This window comes from Desulfovibrio sp. TomC, from assembly GCF_000801335.2.
Taxonomy (GTDB): Bacteria; Desulfobacterota; Desulfovibrionia; order Desulfovibrionales; family Desulfovibrionaceae; genus Solidesulfovibrio.
Genome location: NZ_JSEH01000026.1, coordinates 1 through 18,179 on the forward strand (window position 1 = coordinate 1; position 18,179 = coordinate 18,179).

Genomic DNA, 18,179 nt, shown 5'->3' on the forward strand with positions numbered 1-18,179 from the left:
CCTGCCTGCCGAGCCTCCCCCCTCAAACGGCCGCCGGGCCTGTTTGGCGACAGACAGGCCCGGTTCATGCGCCTTGGCCGCGAAGTCGGCTTCGGCGCAAGTGCCCAGGGCCGCATGATGGGGATTTCCAAGCCGACCCGGTACGGGTATGTTCAGCGGGTCAGGCAGGAGGAAACGGTACATGACAGCTGCCATCAGTCTCGAAGCGCGCATGGATCTGTTAAGCGAGTGCGTCAATATCGGCCTTGGCCGGGCGGCCGAGGCGCTCAATCGCATGTGCGACAGCCACGTGAAGCTCTCGGCCCCGGAAATCCGGATCATGAGCCGCCCGACCCTGACCGCCGCCACGGCCGGACGCTGCCCGAGCCTGTGCGAGGGCGTGTTCCTGCCCTTTGTCGGCCCGATGATGGGCATGACCGCCCTGGCCTTTGCCTACGGCGACGCCGCCAAACTGACCAGCGGCCTGACCGCCGCCATGGGCATCGACGACCCCTCGGAGGCCATGCGCGACGACACCCTGCGCGAGGTCGGCAACGTCATTTTGGTCGGCGTGCTCGGGGCCATGGGCACCGTGCTTGGCCTGCACGTCGTCTACCAGCCCCTGACCACGGCCAAAAGCCTCGACCCGCTCCTGGCCGTGGCCGACGCCTGCAACACCGTGACCCTGTATGTGCGGGCGCACTTTGCCCTGGAGCGTTTCCAGGTCACCGGCGACATCATGGTGGTCCTGGCCCAGGAAGGCTTCGACGCCCTGATGGCCGCCATTGACGCCAAAATCCTGGAAATAAACGGGTAGCCGCCGTGGCCAGCATTGTCCTTTTGTCGCCGACGCCGCCGGACCTCTCGGCCTTTGGCGTGCGCAGCCTGCAAGCGAGTCTGACCGGGGCCGGCCACGACGTGCGGTTGATCCTCTTTCCCGGCAGCATCGGCCTGTCCCAGGAGGACGGGTCTTTCGTCTACCGCTATTCCGACGCGGTCATCGAGCAGGCCCTTGGCCTCACGGCCGGGGCCGATCTGGTCGGCGTGTCGTTTTTCACCAATTATTTTGACCGGGCCGTGCAGCTGACCGCCGCAGTGCGCGAGCGTCTGGGCATCCCGGTCGTCTGGGGCGGCGTCCACGCCACGGTGCGCCCCATCGAGGCCCTTGAGCACGCCGATTTCGTCTGCCGGGGCGAGGGCGAGGCCGCCCTGGACGCCCTGGCCGCAGCCCTGGCAACCGGCGGCAGCCTGACCGACATTCCGGGCCTGTGGACCATGGGCCAGGACGGGGTGATCGACAACGGTCTGGCTCCCCTGGTCCCTGATCTCGACGCCCTGCCCTTTTTCGATTTCAGCGGCGAAAATCAGTACGCCCTGGCCCCGGAACTCGGGCGCATCGTGCCGCTTCGCCCCGAAGTGCTGGCCCGGGCGCTCCCAAAGCTCCCGTATTTCGGCGGCCGGCTGCGTACGGCCTATCGCACCATGACCGACCGAGGCTGTCCGCACAGTTGCTCCTATTGCAACGTGCCGACGGTCAAGGCGCTTTTTCGCGGTGGCGGCGTGCCGTATTTCCGCCACCGAAGCGTGGCCCACGTCATGGCCGAACTGCGGGACATCACCGCCCGCTATCCGTTCATTGAAGCGATCCAGCTGTTCGACGACACCTTTTTTTCCCGCCGTCTCGACTGGCTGACCGAATTTGCCGCCGTCTATAAGAAGGACATCGGCCTGCCGCTCTACTGCCAGGCTTCGCCAACGACCCTTGATGCGGCCAAGCTCGATGTACTTATCGACGCGGGCCTTTGCTACGTGGAAATGGGCATCCAGACCGGCAGCCCCAAGCTGCGCGAAATTTTCGGCCGCCCCGAAGACGAAGCCACGGTCATAACCGGGGCCGAACTCTTGCACGCCCGCCGGGGAAAACTCCTCACCCCGGACTACCACGTCATCATCGACGCGCCCTGGGAAGACGAGGCCGATCTACTGGCCACCGTCGGCCTGCTTATGCGTCTGCCCAAACCCTTCGGGCTGGCCATCGCCAGTCTGGTCTATTTCCCGGAAACCGAACTCTACCGCCGGGCCAAGTCCGAAGGCCGCATTGGTGATGAGGAAACGGACATCTACCGCCGCCCGTTTTACATCGCGCCCCGGCGTAGCTACCCGGCCTTCCTGCTCTATCTCTTGACCTTCCAGCACATCCCGGCCCGGGTGTATGCCGCCCTGGCCTCGCCGGGCCTAGTGCGCTTTTTTAGCCGCCTAAATCCCGTCTGGCTCTACAAGGCCGCCTACGTGCTCGGCGAAGGCCTGCGTCTGGCCGCCAAAGGGGCAAACGCCCTTGGGCACGGCGACCTGGGCCGCATCACCGCCTTTGTGCGCCGCACGCTTCGCCACGACCCGACCGTGGCCGGGCGCATGGGGTAAGGCGAAAAAAAACAGGCAAAAATGCCGGGCGGCCGGAGCGTTACTTCATCCCGTCGGAAGCATCCCCCGCAACACCCTATGGCAGGCCGGCCAGCTGCCGCAACCGCTCCTGATAGGCCGCGCCCACGGCCTGGGGAGCGTGGCGGCTGGCGATCAGGTCCCGCCCGGCCTGCGTCCGCTGTCGGGCCAGTCCCGGTTGGGCGACCACCAGCCGCATGGTCCGGGCCAACTCGGCCCGGTCCGGCTCGGCCCAGAGCATCCCCTGGCCAAAGGGATATTCCCCGGGGCCGACCGGCACGAGACGATAGGCCACCGGGAAGCCTGTCTCCGGGGTCAGAAAATCGGCGTTGCCGGAATGCCCGGTGGCGATGACCGGCTTGCCCAGGAGCATGGCCTCGGCCAGGGTCCGGCCGAACCCCTCGGCCCGGTGCGGCGACACATAGGCGTCGCAGGCGGCAAAGAGTCCCAAGGCCTCGCCCCGATCCAGGGTGTCGGCAAGGATGGTGATACGGCGATCGGCGGCGGCAGCGGCGGCCAGGGTGCGCCAGCGCGGATCCTCGGCCCGGGGATTCATGGTTTTGAGCACCAGCCCCACCGGCTCGTGTCCGCCGGGAAAGGCCTCCCGGAAGGCGGCCACGGCGGCTAACGGGTTTTTCCGGGTGAGATAGGAATTGGCGTCAAAGACATAGAGAAACAAAAACCGGTCTTCGGGCAGGCCGAACCGGGAGCGGGCGATCGGCGTCAGGCGGTCCACGGTCACGGCCATGGGCATGACGCGACAGGGGACCGGGGCGGTGGTGGCAAAGGCGTCCCGGGTATAGACCGTGGACAGCCACAATTCGTCCACCAACCGGTAGGCGTCGGCCATGGCCTCGGGCCAGCCGGGCAATTCCCAGGGCCAATAGCCGATGTTGACGCGCCCGGCGAAGAGTTCGGCGCCGCGCTCCAGCCACAGCCGGGTCGTGTCCAGGCCGGTTAAACAAAAAATATTGACCGGATAGGGCAGCTCATCACTGATGCAGGCGTCAAGCCAGGTATCCGCCTGCCGGGTTCCTGGGCCGGTTTTGATGTTGACCACGGAAAAGGGCACACCGGCTGCGGCCAGGGACTCGGCGCACATGCGCGAATCCTCGCCGATGCCGAGTTCCCCCCGGGCGTAGCCAATGATGTTGACGCCAAACCGATGGCGCGGGGGCGTGGCCGGCCGGCAACCGACGACAGCCGTGGCGAGGCCCTGGATTGGCGGAATGGCCGGCGACGGCAGAGCCCGCGCCCAGGCCATGATGGCCGGACGCTGTTCGGCCCGGGCCGGATCGTAGGCGCTTCGGGCCTCTTCGTCAGAAAACCAGGCCAGAAAGGCCTGCCGGGTCAGGCCCGGCAGCTCGGGCATGTCAGCGGCAAGGGGCAGGGGCGGGGTCCAGGCCAGGGGGCCGGTGTGGCGCATTTCGACTGCGCCGTGGAGCACATACCAAGCCAGCAGGCTAAGCGCCCCTTCGGGCGTGGCCGGATCAAAGGCCGGCCTGACATCAGGCCGGGAGGCCCAGGTCAGCCGGGCGAGGCGCGGCAGCGGCAGACCGAGCGGCGGCAGCGACGGCGTGACCGGCTCGAACAACCAGGCCTGTTGCCGGGCGTCGAGGAGATAAAAAAGATCCATTTCCGGTACCGCGCTGGCGTAGAACCAGGCGACAAAAGCTGCCCGGCCGGCGGGGGTGTCGTGGTCATAGGCTGCGGTGTCGCGGCTGCGAAAGCGCCAGACAAAATCCATCAGCCGGGTAATGGGGACGTCATCGCCGCCCATCGCCGGGAAAAGAGCGACATTGACCAGGGCCACGTCTTGCGGCCGGGCCGCCGTTGCTACGGCCGGGAATTCCCGCCAGGCGCTGGTCAACCACCAGATCAGAAAATCCGTCTCCTGGGTCAGGCCGACCCGACGCAGTTCGGCCCGGATATCATCGCGCAGATGCCAGGCCAACCGCATTTCCGCAGTCAGGCACCCGTTAATGGGGGGGGTCTCTTTCATAGGCCACCAGGGTAAAGCAGGCGCGGCTCCCTGGCAAGATCGTCCCCCGGTCGCCGCGGCAACAGTGGTTCCCGTCAGGCGCAAGCACCAACGACCACGGGCCTCTCGCCTCTTTTCCTGTGCACCTGTCGCCAACCGGCCCGGCAACGCCCACTGTCAAAACAAACACCCCTCAGGAGGGGATTCCAAAGGGACTCAGTCCCTTTGGCCGCCGGAGGCCTCTTCTCCCCTACCTCCCCCGACGCCGCCACAACTTCGCCCGCAGCCCCGAAAAAACTTCACCGGGCGTGGCGTCGTCGGCCGGGACGCCGACCACGACCAGTTGCGGGGCGCGGCCGGCAGCGGCGAGCTGGGCGGCCGCGTCGGCCACGACCGGGGCGGGATCGACGAAAAGACGCACGGCCAGGAGCGCGGCGTCGGCGTGGCGGGCCAGGGAACAGGCGTCGCCGCTGGCCGTCACCGGGGCGGCGATGACCACGACGGCGTCAAAACGCCGGGTCAGGCCGTCGAGCAGTCCGGCCAGGGCCGGGCTGTCCAGCAGCCGGTCGGCGTCCTGGGCCGCAAGTCCTGGCTCGCCGGCCGGCAGCACGAACAGGCCGGGTTCCTCGCCAGGGAGGATCACGGCGTCCCGAAAGACTTTGCCGCCCACGGCTTCGGCCAGTCCGGGACCAAGGGGCAGGCCCATGCGGACGTGGAGCGTGGGGTGGGCGAGCGCCGCATCGACCAACACCACCGACCGGCCGGACCGGGCCAGGGCCGTCCCCAGCCCAACGGCCGTATCCAGGGCGTCGGCCGGGCCGGGGGTCGCTTCGGTGACGAGGAGGAGCTTTGGCGGAACGCCCGAGACCGGAAAAAGGGCGTCGCGCAGACGGCGAAAGGCCTGGGTCCTGCCCAGCCCGGGCCGCCTGGGCAGGCTGACCGGGCTGGTGGTCCCACAGCCGGCCAGGGACGCGGCCGAGGCCACGGCCGGGTCAGCATAGGCGGCCACAAACGCGGCGCACATGGCCAAAAAGCCGCCCAGGACAATGCCGACCGCCAGCATCAGGGTGAGCTTTGGCCGCATGTAGTCGTCGATCTTGCCCGGGGTGGTGGCCGGCTCGATCACGTGGGCAATGGACAGATCGAGCGACTGCCCGGCCACGGCCGCGCTGTGCAGCTGGTTTAAATTCGACAGGAAGACCTCGCCGGCGGTCACCCGGGTGGTCATCAGGGCATCGGCGGCGGCCCGGTCGGGGAAGGCCAGGATCTGTCCTTCCACGGCGTCGAGCAGCGTGCCGTAGGCGGCGTCCTGGCTCTCATACCCGGCGGCCTGGGCGGCGTATTCGGCTGCCCGTTCATTTAAATAGCTGAAGGTCTGGTCGGTGGAGATGGTTTCCGAGCCAAAGACCTTGAGGGATTCGCCCTTGATCAGCCGCTTGGCCTCCTCGATCTTGCCCTCGATCTCCTTGACCGCCGGGTGCTCGGGGGTCATGCGCGATTTGGCCAGGGCCAGATCCATATAGAGGTCACGCAGGGTGAGCTTCAAGGAATCGACCAGGGCCGAGCGCTGGATGGATTCGCCGGACTTGCGGAACTCCGGGCGTTTGGCCGCCTGGGCCTTGACGTTGGCCAACATGCCCTGGGCCTTGAGCAGCTCCAGGCGGTTGGAATCGCGCGCGCCGGACAGAATGTAATAGCGATCGACCAGCTTTTCGGCCTCGCTGTCGAGCTTGACGATTTTTTCGCGCTGGCGCACCCGGCCAAGTTCGGCCAGGGCCTTTTCATAATCCGCCTTGGCCCGCACCAGCTCCTGGGCCGAGGCCTCGGCCAGCCCCTGGCATTCGGCCTGGCGCATGGCCGTCTCGCGGGCGGCAAAGGCCTTGGCCGCCGTATTGGTCATGGCCATGGCCAGTTCCATGGAGTCAGCCGAGCTGGTGAATTCCAGAATGTCGGCCGTGTCCATCATGGCCGCCTTGAGGTAGGGCCGGGGGAAGATCAGGTGGACCAGGGATTTGTTGCTCAGTTCTTCATAGGTCATGGGCCGGCGCAGGATGCCGGGCAGGAAATGGTCGGTCAAAAGCCGCACAAAGGGGATGAATTCGATGATCTGCAGCGACTTCCGTTTGCGGGTCAAGTCCAGTTCAGTGATGACCGCGCCCATGACCGGTATGGTCTGGCCCAGTTCCTCATAAGTGGCGCGCTCGGCGTCGGTCAGCGAAGCGGCCCCCATGGCGGCCGAATCCAGGCCAATGCGCGACAGCAGGCTGGTTTTGTTGGACGAATGATATAAATAGACCTTGGTCGAGGCCACGTACTGGGTTTCGCACAAAAGCGTCAGGGCGCAGAGCCCTCCGGCCACGAGGCCAAAGACCAGCAGCATAAGCTTGCGGCGACGCCACAGCAGGGCAAGGAGTTGGCGCAGTTCCATAGGTTACTGCACCGAAATGACGCCGCCCTGGCTGTTGCTGAGGTATTCCCCGGCAACTGGCTGGCTTTGTTGGATAACGGTGGTGGTCGTATTCACCGGCCCTTTGCTTAAATCGTTGATGGCGTCGCGCAGCTGGGGCAGGAAGATGACCAGCCGCTCGGTGTTGATAAAGGCATTGACCACGGCATTTAAGTGCCCCAAAAATTCGTCGAAATCGGCCCAGGCGCTCTTGGGCACGTACAGGACGTCGCCGCCTTCGAGATAGCGGTCAAAGCCGGCCGTCCCCTTGCCAAGGGACGTTCCAAGCTTCATATCCAGGACGTAGGCCTTGGGCGCGTCGGAATCAAGACCCCGGAAGAGCACCACCGTGGACTTGCCGGCGTTGTCGGAAAAGCCGCCGGCCCGGGCCACGGCCTCAAAGAGCGGAATATCGTGGTCAACGGGCACCACGCCCTGGGTCTTGACCTCGCCAAGGACCAGGGCCGTCTGGCTGCGGATGGTGGCGGCGGTGACCGTCACCTGGGGATCGACCAGATATTTGGCATAGGACCGGGTCAGGTCGGCGCGCAGCTCCGAGATGGTGCGCCCGCCGGCGGCCACCTCGCCAATAAGCGGCAACTGGATGCGACCGGCCTCGTCCACGCGCGCCGTGGCTTTCAGGTCGTCCTGACGCCACACGGCGATGCTCAGTTCGTCGCCGTAGCCGAGCGTGGCCCGCCTGGCCGCCACGGCGGCCGACTGGGCTTCGGGCCGGGTTTTGGAGGTGGCCGTGGCCGGCGGCGGGGCCGTCGGGCGGGCACAGGCGCACAGGCACACAGCCGTCGCCAGATACACAAGCAGGATGCGGGAAGGCATAGTGGCGCAGACGGGCATGGCGGTCCTTTCGCTCTCAGAATCGATCCCGCCACGACTACGGGATTTCAGGGCCATCCGCAAGGCGTGCCTCCCTGCGTTGTGGTCCACGGCGAACTGGTGTATGGGCAAGCCGCGCCGGCCAAACAGGCCTGTTTGTCGGACAATCCGGCCAAAACGCCGCAAACAAACCGCCTTTGGGCGTACTATGACTGATATGAAAACCATCCTCGGGCTGGCCCTGGCCCTGCTGCTCTGGGGCGCGCTCCCGGCCGCCGCCGAAACCGTCACGTTTTTGGGCAAGGCCTACTGCCCCATCAAATACGACATCAACTGGCCGTTTGTCACCAAGGCCAAAAAAACCCCGGTCCAGGGCAGCGGCGTCCAGGCCAACGTCTACGAACTGCCCAAGGAAAGCTTTGAGGAAAAATCCGCCGCCGAACTCGGCTCGGATATGCGCCGGCTCACCATCCTAAGCGCCCCGATCCATGTCGGACAGCGGGTGCAGGAAGACGAGGCGCTCATCACCTACGAACTGCCGCTGGAAAGCCTCATCGTCGAAAAGGAAGCCCTGTCCCGCACGGAGCTCAACAACGCCGAACGGGCCTTGAGTTCGGTGCGCTTCCGCCTCAGCTGGCTGGAGTCCCACCAGCAGGACCTGGAAAACATGGCCAGCCAGCAGTCCGCCGCCCCCATCGACGTCAGCAGCAACGCCAAGGACATCAGCGCCCTGCTCCTGGAACGCGAGTATCTGACCGAGGAGCTGGAACTGGCCAAGCAGCGCTATGACAATACCCTGCTGATCGCCCACTCCAAGTTCGGCAAGAATATCGATCTGAAAAAACTGCCCCGGCAAGGCTTTGTCCGTTCGCCCACCGACGGCTACGTGCTGTGGGTCAATTCAAGCCTCGTGCCCGGCATGTCGTTCACCAAACAGGCCGCCCTGGCCACCGTCGGCAAGCTCGATCCCATTCTCATCCGGGCCTCGGTCCACGAAATCGCCGTCCAAAAGCTCAAGGTCGGCGACCCGGCCACCATCATTTTCCACGCCTGGCCCAAGGAGCCCTTCCAGACCACCATCTCCAAGGTGGACTACGTGGCCCAGCCGGCCATGCTCCAGCAGCCGTCCTTTTATCTGATTGAGCTGACGCTGCCCAACCACGATATGCGCATCAAGGAAGGGATGCGCTGCGACGTCGTGGTGAATCTCAACTAACGCAAGCGGAACCCCATGCGCGAAATCGTCCTGGCCATGGTCGCCAATTGTCTCGTCTTCACCGGCGTCGGTCTCGGTCCCATGGCCGCCCTGGCCCCGCGCGTCGGGCTGTTGGCCGTCCTGGCCATGGCTCCGGCGGTCGGCTATGCCCTCTATTCCGTGGCGCTGACCTGGTGGCTGCTCCAGGAAGGATCGGCCGGCAGCGCGGCCTGGCCCCTGGCCGGGGTCCTCCTGGCCGTGTCCGCCGCCTGTCTGGCCCTGGCCTGGAAATCCGTGCGCGCCCGCCTGCCCGTCGTGTCCCGGCGTCGGGCCGTGGCCGGCCTTCTGGGACTGGCCATGTGCCTGGGCCTGCTCATCGCCCCCCTGGCCGCCGGCAACAAAGGTTACGCGGTCTTTCGCGGCAATGCCTCGGATTCGTTTATCTACATGTTCCTGGCCCGCTACTTTGACGAATACCCCCGATCCTGGGCCTTCGAGCGGACCGAGGAACAGGTCACGGCCGCCGCCCCCATGCTCGGCCCGGCCCGCAACATGTTAAACATGCGCTGGACCTCCGGGGCCATGCTGACCGCCGGCTCCCGCCTGGGCGGCATGGGCATCCTCGATTTCCAATATCCCTTCACCCTGGTCAGCTACCTGCTCTTTTTCGCCGCCCTGCTCCCCTTTCTGACCGCCATGGGACTCTCGGCCCCGGCCGCCGCCCTGTCCGCCCTGGCCCTGTCCACCGGCTTTTACGCCCAACTCGTGCTGGATATCCGGGCCTTTTCCCAGATCAACACCCTGCCCCTGGCCATCCTTCTGATCTACGTCCTGTCCCTGCCCACGCCCCAGAGACGGTCCGGGGCGCTGCGCCGCACGGCCTTGCTCGGGTTTTGCTACCTGACCACCTTCGTCAACTATACCGAAATCTTCCCCATGATCTTCGGGGCCGCCGCCAGCTATCTGACCCTCAAGGCGGCGCTGTCGCGCCTGACCCGTCGAGAACTGGCCATCCAGTCCGCCGGCTTTGCCCTGGGCATGGCCGCCACCTGGCCGGTGCGGTTTTTGTGGGAACACATGCTGGCCCAGATCCATTTCACCGAGACCGCCCCCCAGCTGTGGAGCGAGGCCTATTTCACCTGGCTGTTTCACAACGTGCCGGCCGGCATCTTCGGCCTGCCGCTTCTGGAAAACGGCTTTTCCCGGCTGCCGGGCTGGGGCTTTCTCGACTGGCCGGGCTGGCTCGTCACGGTATTCGCCTGTCTGGTCTGCGCCTTTTTTCTTCTCGGCGGACTGCGGGCCATGGCCGACCGCAAACGGGATGCGCCCCTGGTTGCCCTGGCCTTTGCCGCCGCTTCCCTGGCCGCCTTTGCCCTGTTTTGCTACAAGGACAAACCCTGGGTGGCCGGCAAAGGCCTGTCCTATTTCTATCCCTGCGTCACGGCGGTATTCCTCTACGCCGCCCTGGCCCGGCCCATGGCCCGCCCCCTGGCCAACCGGGCCGTGGGCCTTTGCGGGCTGACCCTGGCCACGCTCTTCCTGGCCAGCCAGTTCACCGTCGCCGGGCTGCGTCCGGCCTACGCGGCAAAGGACCTCGATTACCCCCGCTACGTGCGCAACCACGGCCGCTACCGCACCATCGACTGCGAACTGGCCCCCATCCGGGCGGCCCTTCGCCGGGCCAAGGCGGAAAACGTCGCCATCTGCTCGGCCGATCCCTGGAAATGGGCCTTTCTCGGCCTGGCCCTGGACGGCCCGGTGCACGTGGACTCGCCGGCCCGCCTGGCCACCCTGCCCGCCGATACCCCGGTGTTCGTGGCCCTGGACCGGCCCATCGCCGGCGCTCCGGCCGAACTGGCCCCGTTTCTGGCCGGTGAAAACGCCACCTTTGCCCTGTACCGGCTGCCGGCCGGCCGACTGGCTGCGCTCTTGCCGTCGCTTGCCTGCGAAACGAACCCGTAAGAGGAGAGGAGGCAGAAGAGGCCTCCGGCGGCCAAAGGGACTGAGTCCCTTTGGAATCCCCTCCTGGGGGAAAGTTGCTTTGCCTGTGGGCGTGGCCGGGCCGGTGAGCGGCGGTTGGACACGGATAAGAGAGACGGGGCCAGGCCGCGTCCGCGACATTTGTTTCGGCAAAAACCCGGTACAGCAGACAAGTAGCATTTTTTTCAGCCAAAAAGCGATTGCATTTTGGCCGGGACGCCACCTGGGCCGTGTTTATCGACTGGGCTCTCCCTGTTTACGAATGCCGCCCTTCGTGGTAAAAGCGACGATGCCCGAGAAGCAAAGTTACACACCGCGTATTTCTGTAGTCATTCTCTGCTATAAAGCCGGGAACAGCATCCCCGCCTTCGTCCAGGACGTCTGCAACGCCATGGACCGCTTGGGCAACGACTACGAGCTGGTCCTGGTCGGCAACCGCAATCGAGGCGACACGACTGATCCCACGCCGGCCGTTGTCCAGGCCCTGGCCGCGGCCGATCCCCGCATTATCGCCTTGTCCCTGGAAAAACGCGGCATGATGGGCTGGGACGCCCGCACCGGCCTGGCCGTGGCCACTGGCGACATCATTGCGCTCATTGACGGCGACTACCAGATGCCGCCTGAGGACCTCGAACACGTCTGCCGCCAGCTCATCGACGACGACCTGGACCTGGCCATGACCTGCCGGGCCGTGCGCAAAGACGGTCTGCTGCGGCGCATCAACAGCCGCATGTACAATCTGCTCTTTCGGGCGCTCTTTCCCGGCTATCCCGTGCGCGACGTCAATTCCAAACCCAAAGCCATGACCCGGGCTTTTTTCAGCGCCCTGCGCCTGACAGCCGACGGCTGGTTCCTCGATGCCGAAATCATCATCCAGGCCCGACGCCATAAGGCCCGTCTCGGACAGATCGAAACCGTCTTTCACGAGGGCAACCGCAAATCCTTTGTCCGCCCCGACGCGGTCCTCGAATTTCTGCGCAATCTGCTCGCCGCCCGATTCAAGGAATTTTTCATCCGATGAACATCTTTGCCACCGGCGCGTCCGGAGGGCTTGGCACGGTTCTTTTGCCGGCCCTGGCCGCCGCCGGGCACACGGTCACGGCCCTGGCCCGAAATCCCCGGGCTTTGCCCGCTGTTCCCGGCTTGCAGGCCGTCCAGGGCGACCTGCTCAACCCGCTCTCCTACGCCGACGCCCTGCCCGGCCACGACGCCGTGCTGCATCTGGCCGCCCTGACCCATGCCCCAAACGCCGGCCTGTATCAGCGGGCCAATGTCGCCGCCACCGCCGATCTGCTCGCCGCCTGCGCTACCCACTGCCGGGAAGCCCGGTTCGTCCTGGTAAGCACCCGGGCCATCGGCCAGGCCTGCGGCGACTACGGCCAGTCCAAGGCCCAGGCCGAGCAGCTGGTGCGCGCCTCGGGACTGCCGGCCGTCATCCTTCGCCCGGCCGAAGTCTACGGCGTCGGGCGCGGCGAGGCCGTGGCCGCCCTGGCCCGGCGCTGCGCCCGGGGCGGCATCCTGCCCCTGCCCGGCCAGGGGGCGCATGTCCTGACCCCGGTCCATATCGATGACCTGATCCCGGCCTTCCTGGCCGCCCTGACGCGCCCGGCCGCCCTTGGCCACACCTACACCCTGGCCGGCGACCCCATCGCCTTTGCCGCCCTGGCCGGGGCCATTGCCGCCCACCATGGCAAGACGCTCATCAAGATCCCCATCCCCTTGCGGCTCATCTCCCTAGCCGCCTGGCTCGCCGGCCGGATGCTCAAAAATCCGCCGTTGGTGCCCGATCAGGTGGCCCGGCTGACCTGCCCCAAGGACGCCGACAGCACGGCCGCCCGCACGGACCTGGACTTTTCGCCGCGCCCACTGGACATCGCCGCCATGCTGGCCGACTAACCCGCCCGCGCCCGAGCTCGCCCGGCCACGTCGAAGCATTTTTCGGCTCCGTTTGCATTGTCGCCCTGCTCGCCGGCCCATCCGGCCGTACCCCCCGGTTCCCCCCGCCACGCCGTCGTCCGGTGCTGCGCGGGTTCATTCAATCAATAAAATCAGTCAATTATTCACGGTTGCCAAAAGTGCCGTCCGAGCGCAACCCCGCGCCCGGACGGCATTTTCCCGGCTGGACCGCCCTGGGACAGACCAAAAGCGCGGATTTTACCCGGCCGGCCCTGGTTTGCGACAGGAATCGACTTGTTTTTGTCCCGGGCCAAAAAATGAAAAAAGATTTGGTCATTTCCCCGGCCCATCCTTGACGCAGGCCGCTTTTCGTGGACTCATGAGAAGGTAAGAGGCCGGCCGCACGACGCTTTGCGAAATCGCAACACACTTAAATGCTTCATATTGCCTGACAAGCCCCATGACTACGCCCAAGCCCTGGCCGGCGTAGCCGGGCATATTTGGGCCTTTGGCCGCAGCTGCCGGGTCAGCGGGCGATTTGTTGACAAATTTGACCCGCAGTGAAAATAATGGATTCGGGGAAATAAGGGAGGAAGGGAAATGCCAAAACCCGTCATTATCACCGTTGGCAACAACAAGGGCGGCGTCGGCAAGACGACGACCATCGTGAATCTTTCCGCCGCGCTTGCCCGGGAAGGCAACGCGGTGTTGGTGGTGGACGGCGACCCGCAGTCCAATACGACATCCACCCTGCTGCCTGATTTAGGTCTGCGTGAAAATTCGTCGCTTGTCAAAGCGTTGGAGGATCCGGAAGGGGCTTTTTCGCCCAACGCATGTGCCACGCGCACCGAACACCTTGAAATCCTTCCCAATTCCATTCGCTGCATGGAATGGGAGGTCCGTTCCTATTCGAGCATCGACTCGGTGTTGGGCTTTTCCCGACTGATGCAAAACGACAAGGACATCGGCCGCTACGACTATGTCCTTATTGATACGCCGCCCAATATCGGGCCGATGCTGCGAAACTCCCTGCTCATTTCCGACTATGTCCTGGTGCCCTGCCCGGTTGGCGACCAGTACGCCCTGGACGGATTTTCCACCTTTATCCAGGTGCTCTCCCAGGCCAAGCAGCAAAACAAGAAGTTGCTGCTGCTTGGCGTGGTCTTAACCAAGTACGACGGCCGGGCTGTCACGCACAAAAAGAACAAGGATCGTATCCGGGCTTTCTTCGATGCCAAGGGGATTCCGGTTTTCGATACCGAGATCCGGGTCAACATCGACATTGATCGGGCGCATTCGCACCGAAAGACCATTTTCGAGTTCGATGCCACCAAGTCCGGAGCGCAGGATTATCAATCCCTGGCCAAAGAGGTTTCCGCCCGTGTCCAGAAAGAAGCCTAGGGAAATCGAGGACCAGCCCTTTGCGTCGATTCCGCCCCGGGAAACTTTTGATGCGTTCCCGGATCTGACGGCCTTTCCAGAAAGCGCCATTGCCTTCCTGACCGGCCGGGCATCGGGGGTGGAAGCGTCGCCGGCCGAAGCCGGGGCTCACGACACTACTAAGCCAGTCATAAAACCAGTCAGCCAGTCAACCAATACGCCAGCCGCAGCGTCGGACAGACAGTCCGACGCAAAGCCGGGCAATCCATCTGTCACCGGGACAGACCGTGGGCCAGCCTCTTCGTCGGCCCCTGAATCAGCCCACCAGGCCGACACCAGTCCAGGCCGCCAACCGCCCGCCCCGGCCCCGGGACGTCTGGACACCTCCGGAACGCCCAAAACCCGTGAGCAAGGGACGGCCCAGACCGTTTCGCGCCCGGACCAGGACCCGGTAGCCAAGGCTTGGGCCTCGGGCCAAGAACCGGACCCGAAACCGGAGTCCATCACCCGCCCCGCCTCGACCAGACGCCCCGCAGCCGCCGGCCCGGGGCGTTTTGCCGCCGTTTCCGACCCGGACGCCCGGGAACAGGGAACCGGGCAGGACAGCGCGGTTGCCGTCAGCCCGGCCAGGGAACCGGGGGGCGCGTCCCGTCCGGGACCGCAGAATTGGGCCGGCCCAGACGAGGCCGCAGCGAAACAGTCCCCGGCCAGTGCTTCCGGTCCGGACCAAACCAATGGCCGGGACGCAAGCCGCTTGCCCGGCCAGGTCGGTTCGGCCGGCCTGACCGAATCGGCCGCCCCGGCCGAGCACGCCGGCGGCAGCGCCGAGAGCCGTACGCCCGCTGCCCATGACCGGGACGAGGCAGACGGCCGCGAGGCCTCCGACCTTGGGGCAACGCCGGGGCCGCACGGTTCTGCCGGTTCCGGGAGCAGCGTCCCGGTTGTGCGCCCAGCCGAAACCGACCGCCTGACCACCGCCGCACGGGCGGCGGCCGGCTCGGACGCTTTGACTGATGACCCTGCAGGCCCCTGGGCCAACGCCCGGCCAGCTGGCCCAGCCGAAACGGTCGGGCGAAAGCCGGTTGCAGACGGCCCGGCCACCTTGACCGGCTTGCCCGACCCGGTCGGGCCGGTCGAGGGAACACTTGGCCTGAAGACGGCCGACGAAACGGACGAGCGAGGCAACGGCCGCAGCCAATCAAGCTTGTCCGGGTTTGGTTCCGAACGGGAGGCCCGGCCGGCGGCGAACGCCAGCCCCGGGCCTCTGGTCAGGCCCGCTTCCCCTCGTGTCGCGGCTGGTCCGACGCAGCCCGTTGACGACTGGAGCGGTCGCCAAGCCAATCAGAAGACCATACAAGAGATCAATCAGCCAGCCACAAAAAGGGACCGGCAGCCAGACGCAGAACCAACCCCTGGAGCAGCCGGCCGGCCGCTCAGCCAGAGAGCCGCACAAACCGCCACAGCGTCGCCCGGTCAACCGGCCCGTTACCCCGTCAATACGGCCCACAACCAACCGGCAAACCTGTCCCACAGCGCCACACCAGGCCGGCAGACCCCTGCCCCAGCCCACCCGGCAACCAGCCCGTCAGGCAGCCAGCCGCACAGCCTCTTTGTCGGCCAGACTAAAAGCCGCATTCCAGGTATGGCAGACGCCCTGGCAACCAGCCACACGTATAACCCGACACAAAGCCTAACAGCAGACCCGTCACAAAACGACTGGCAACCAGTCGGCCGGGTCAGCGTGGCTGATCGGCTCAATCCCAACCAGCGAAAGGTCCTTGATCTGCTGTTGGCCGCCAAACCCTACATCGTCAAATTCCGGGACATCGCCCTGGCCCTGGATATGCGCGAAGCCTCGGTCCGCACCATCTTGCGCCGGCTGGAGGCCTTGTCCTTCCTGTCCTTTAAAAAGGCCCGGGACGGCAACATTCAGGGCGTCACCGTCACCTTCAACCAGCATATTATCGAACAGTATCAGTGCGACCAGACACTGAGCCTGTCTCTGACTCCCTTTGCTGGCCTGACACGAAGCCTGCCCCCAAGCCAGCCGCAGCCTGTTGCGCCAAGCCCCTCTCCAAGCCCGCAGCAAAGCCAGCCGATCACCGGGTCAGCCAGCCTTGAAACCAGCCAACCCCCCTCTGATTTGATAGATAGAAAAGAAAATATCTCTCTTTCTGAAGACTTTGGCTGGGACGACAGCCTGCTTGACATCATGTGGCCGCTGGTGCGCGAAACCGGCTTTGGAGTGGAACAAATCGTCTCCGCCGCCCGCACCCGGGCCAAGCTTGGCAAGGAGCTTGACCGGGACCGGGTGAGCCTGACCCTGGACCGGGCCGAATGGGAGCTTTCGACCATCGGCCATCTGACCGAGTTGTCCACCAGCGAACGGGTACGAAATCCCGCCGGCTATATCTTTACCGCCCTGGCCCGGTGGGGGGTTTTGCGGGCGCACCCCCAGTACGTGTCCCGGGAAGAAGAAGAGGCGGGCAAGGCGGCCGAGGAATTGCGCCGCCGGCGCGAGGCCTCGGAAACCATCGAGGCCGAGCAGATTGAGGCCTTCAAGGCCAGCCTCACGCCCGAGGAACTCGAAGCCCTCTTGCGCCAGTGTCCGGGCGGCAACCGCGAGATCTGGCTCAAGGTCTACTGGCGACGCCATGTCCGCGACGCGCAGTCCTGAGTCGGGGGTCGCGTCGTCGTTGCGGGCCGGGGTGTGGCCAAGCGGCGAACGGGCCTTCGAGAAGCGGCGGTTTTGCCAACCGCCTCCCGATCGGCTTGGGGCTGGGAGCGCCGGGCCGGCCGGATAGCCGGTTGAGCCTGGGCGCGTGTGGCCAGAGAGGCAGACGGCCGGGCAACGTGGCCAGGTCCGTCGCCCGGCCCAGGCGCGCAGCGAAAGCCTGGCTGCGGTGAAGGGTCTTGCGTCATCCGTCATCGCTTGGCGCAGGGGTGCGCGGCAAAAACGCCTGCGCATTCGCCCCTGGCTCGGGGATGGGCAAGGACGGACGTTTGACCGAAATAACGACAAATTGACTGTTTGGCGCACCTTTCTCCCCCCGGGGAATGCCGGGTACGCGCCATGTGGGCCGGGAGGCCCTGGCAAAGGGGGGGAAGCCGTTCCCGGGCTTCCCCCAGGCCGTGGCCATCCCCGGTCGGGGCAGACGAAAAGGGATGCCTGTTGATCGGTGCGGCTGCCGTCTATTTTGCCGCTGGCGGGAAAAAGACCGGTCCGGGGATTGTGCTGGCAGGGGGTGGTGGTTTACCAAATGGTAAGAATTGTCGGCCGGCTTGGCCGGCCAGGGGCCACGGCCGCCGGCCGGGGTTCAAGTGAGAGACCCCCAAACATCGGGAGACGACCATGCTGCGACACGTTTCGGCGGCCCTGGCCGCGCTGGCCCTGGTTGGCCTTATCGGCGGCTGCGCTGCGAAAAAAACCGCCAAGAAACCCTATGCCACAACCGACGAAGTGTTCGCCGTCTATGACGCCAACAAGGACGGCAAGATCACCAAGGACGAATTCATGGTCCGTATGAAGGACAAGCAGAAGGCGGAGACCGCCTGGAAGCGTCTGGACACCGATAACAACGGCTTTGTCGAGCGAACCCTTGACGGCGACGCGCCGCTTCGGGTCTGGAACGATGTAGAGTCCGAAAACATGCCGTAGGCCTCCGAGCTTTGGCCCTAGGGCCGTGCGGTCTGAACCGACCAGTGGAGCTACGGCTTGGCCGTACGCTGCTGCTCTGTGCGGGAGTTCGCGGGCCGTCGGTTGTTTGCGCCGCCAAGCCTTTGTGCCCGGAGGGTCGGACCCAGGCCCGGTTGTTGCCGGTGCCGGGTGCAGGCAGGGCACGATGAATCCCCGGCCGGCTGGGGAACGAGTGGCATCAAGCGGCCGTCTCCGATCAGGAGACGGCCGCTTTTCGCGTGTGGCGCTTTGACCGGGTCTGGTCGGTAATGGCAAATAGCCGAGACCGACTGTTGTTCCGGGGCTCTTGGAGCGGGGGAGGGCTGGATCTTTGAAAAATTCCAATTGCGACCTTGAAGTCAGACGTGCTGTC

At 65.5% G+C, this 18,179-nt stretch carries 13 protein-coding genes; 9 read left to right on the plus strand and 4 right to left on the minus strand.

All coding sequences use genetic code 11. The features are described 5' to 3' along the window. Window positions 1-183: hypothetical protein (locus tag NY78_RS25610; RefSeq protein ID WP_043639503.1), on the minus strand; the 183-nt coding region annotated here is incomplete at its 3' end. Here NY78_RS25610 and NY78_RS18735 point away from each other — a divergent pair. Together NY78_RS18735 and NY78_RS18740 are read left to right on the plus strand one after the other, a co-directional pair. After that, window positions 182-796 carry a chemotaxis protein CheC gene (locus NY78_RS18735; protein WP_043639506.1) on the plus strand — a complete coding sequence of 205 codons (615 nt, stop codon included), beginning with the start codon at window positions 182-184 and terminating at the stop codon, window positions 794-796. The genes NY78_RS25610 and NY78_RS18735 overlap by 2 nt on opposite strands. Window positions 797-801: 5 nt before the next feature. Beyond that, window positions 802-2,400 carry a B12-binding domain-containing radical SAM protein gene (locus NY78_RS18740; protein WP_043639509.1) on the plus strand — a complete coding sequence of 533 codons (1,599 nt, stop codon included), beginning with the start codon at window positions 802-804 and terminating at the stop codon, window positions 2,398-2,400. A 76-nt stretch (window positions 2,401-2,476) separates the two neighbouring features. Here NY78_RS18740 and NY78_RS18745 read toward each other — a convergent pair whose 3' ends face one another. The 3 genes from NY78_RS18745 to NY78_RS18755 all read right to left on the minus strand — a co-directional run bounded on the left by NY78_RS18745 (window position 2,477) and on the right by NY78_RS18755 (window position 7,700). Then, the gene (locus tag NY78_RS18745; protein ID WP_047960284.1) at window positions 2,477-4,420 is read right to left on the minus strand and encodes a glycosyltransferase family 4 protein; all 1,944 of its coding nucleotides are present in this window, start codon (window positions 4,418-4,420) and stop codon (window positions 2,477-2,479) included. Between the two features lie 229 nt (window positions 4,421-4,649). Continuing rightward, complete coding sequence (locus tag NY78_RS18750) at window positions 4,650-6,827, minus strand: GumC family protein (protein WP_043639513.1); 2,178 nt, start codon at window positions 6,825-6,827, stop codon at window positions 4,650-4,652. Between the two features lie 3 nt (window positions 6,828-6,830). Then, window positions 6,831-7,700: a polysaccharide biosynthesis/export family protein gene (locus NY78_RS18755; protein WP_043639516.1), complete on the minus strand. Its 870-nt coding sequence runs from the start codon at window positions 7,698-7,700 to the stop codon at window positions 6,831-6,833. Between the two features lie 187 nt (window positions 7,701-7,887). On the opposite strand from NY78_RS18755, the gene NY78_RS18760 reads away from it, so the two are divergent. From NY78_RS18760 to NY78_RS18795, 7 genes are all read left to right on the plus strand, one after another. Then, complete coding sequence (locus tag NY78_RS18760) at window positions 7,888-8,895, plus strand: efflux RND transporter periplasmic adaptor subunit (RefSeq protein WP_043639518.1); 1,008 nt, start codon at window positions 7,888-7,890, stop codon at window positions 8,893-8,895. Window positions 8,896-8,910: 15 nt separating this feature from the next. After that, window positions 8,911-10,836, plus strand: a complete 1,926-nt coding sequence (locus tag NY78_RS18765) for a hypothetical protein (RefSeq protein WP_043639519.1) — start codon at window positions 8,911-8,913, stop codon at window positions 10,834-10,836. A gap of 307 nt (window positions 10,837-11,143) precedes the next feature. After that, window positions 11,144-11,875, plus strand: a complete 732-nt coding sequence (locus NY78_RS18770; RefSeq protein ID WP_197084273.1) for a glycosyltransferase family 2 protein — start codon at window positions 11,144-11,146, stop codon at window positions 11,873-11,875. After that, complete coding sequence (locus NY78_RS18775) at window positions 11,872-12,750, plus strand: NAD-dependent epimerase/dehydratase family protein (protein ID WP_043639523.1); 879 nt, start codon at window positions 11,872-11,874, stop codon at window positions 12,748-12,750. The genes NY78_RS18770 and NY78_RS18775 overlap by 4 nt, the downstream gene beginning before the upstream one ends. Window positions 12,751-13,350: 600 nt before the next feature. Further along, window positions 13,351-14,151, plus strand: coding sequence for a ParA family protein (locus NY78_RS18780; RefSeq protein ID WP_043639526.1), 801 nt, complete (start codon window positions 13,351-13,353; stop codon window positions 14,149-14,151). Next, window positions 14,132-16,807, plus strand: coding sequence for a hypothetical protein (locus NY78_RS24880; protein WP_156180992.1), 2,676 nt, complete (start codon window positions 14,132-14,134; stop codon window positions 16,805-16,807). Before NY78_RS18780 ends, NY78_RS24880 begins: the two co-directional genes overlap by 20 nt. Before the next feature lie 675 nt (window positions 16,808-17,482). After that, entirely contained in the window at window positions 17,483-17,788 is a 306-nt protein-coding gene (locus NY78_RS18795; RefSeq protein WP_043639531.1) for an EF-hand domain-containing protein, read from the plus strand. Window positions 17,789-18,179: the final 391 nt, after the last annotated feature.

What these genes read in the sequence shown, in the direction of transcription:
- NY78_RS18745 (WP_047960284.1), bottom strand. Translation starts at nt 4,420, where the DNA reads ATGAAAGAGACCCCCCCCATTAACGGGTGCCTGACTGCGGAAATGCGG.
- NY78_RS18795 (WP_043639531.1), top strand. Translation starts at nt 17,483, where the DNA reads ATGCTGCGACACGTTTCGGCGGCCCTGGCCGCGCTGGCCCTGGTTGGC.
- NY78_RS18755 (WP_043639516.1), bottom strand. Translation starts at nt 7,700, where the DNA reads ATGCCCGTCTGCGCCACTATGCCTTCCCGCATCCTGCTTGTGTATCTG.
- NY78_RS18780 (WP_043639526.1), top strand. Translation starts at nt 13,351, where the DNA reads ATGCCAAAACCCGTCATTATCACCGTTGGCAACAACAAGGGCGGCGTC.
- NY78_RS18735 (WP_043639506.1), top strand. Translation starts at nt 182, where the DNA reads ATGACAGCTGCCATCAGTCTCGAAGCGCGCATGGATCTGTTAAGCGAG.
- NY78_RS18775 (WP_043639523.1), top strand. Translation starts at nt 11,872, where the DNA reads ATGAACATCTTTGCCACCGGCGCGTCCGGAGGGCTTGGCACGGTTCTT.
- NY78_RS18760 (WP_043639518.1), top strand. Translation starts at nt 7,888, where the DNA reads ATGACTGATATGAAAACCATCCTCGGGCTGGCCCTGGCCCTGCTGCTC.
- NY78_RS18765 (WP_043639519.1), top strand. Translation starts at nt 8,911, where the DNA reads ATGCGCGAAATCGTCCTGGCCATGGTCGCCAATTGTCTCGTCTTCACC.
- NY78_RS18770 (WP_197084273.1), top strand. Translation starts at nt 11,144, where the DNA reads ATGCCCGAGAAGCAAAGTTACACACCGCGTATTTCTGTAGTCATTCTC.
- NY78_RS18750 (WP_043639513.1), bottom strand. Translation starts at nt 6,827, where the DNA reads ATGGAACTGCGCCAACTCCTTGCCCTGCTGTGGCGTCGCCGCAAGCTT.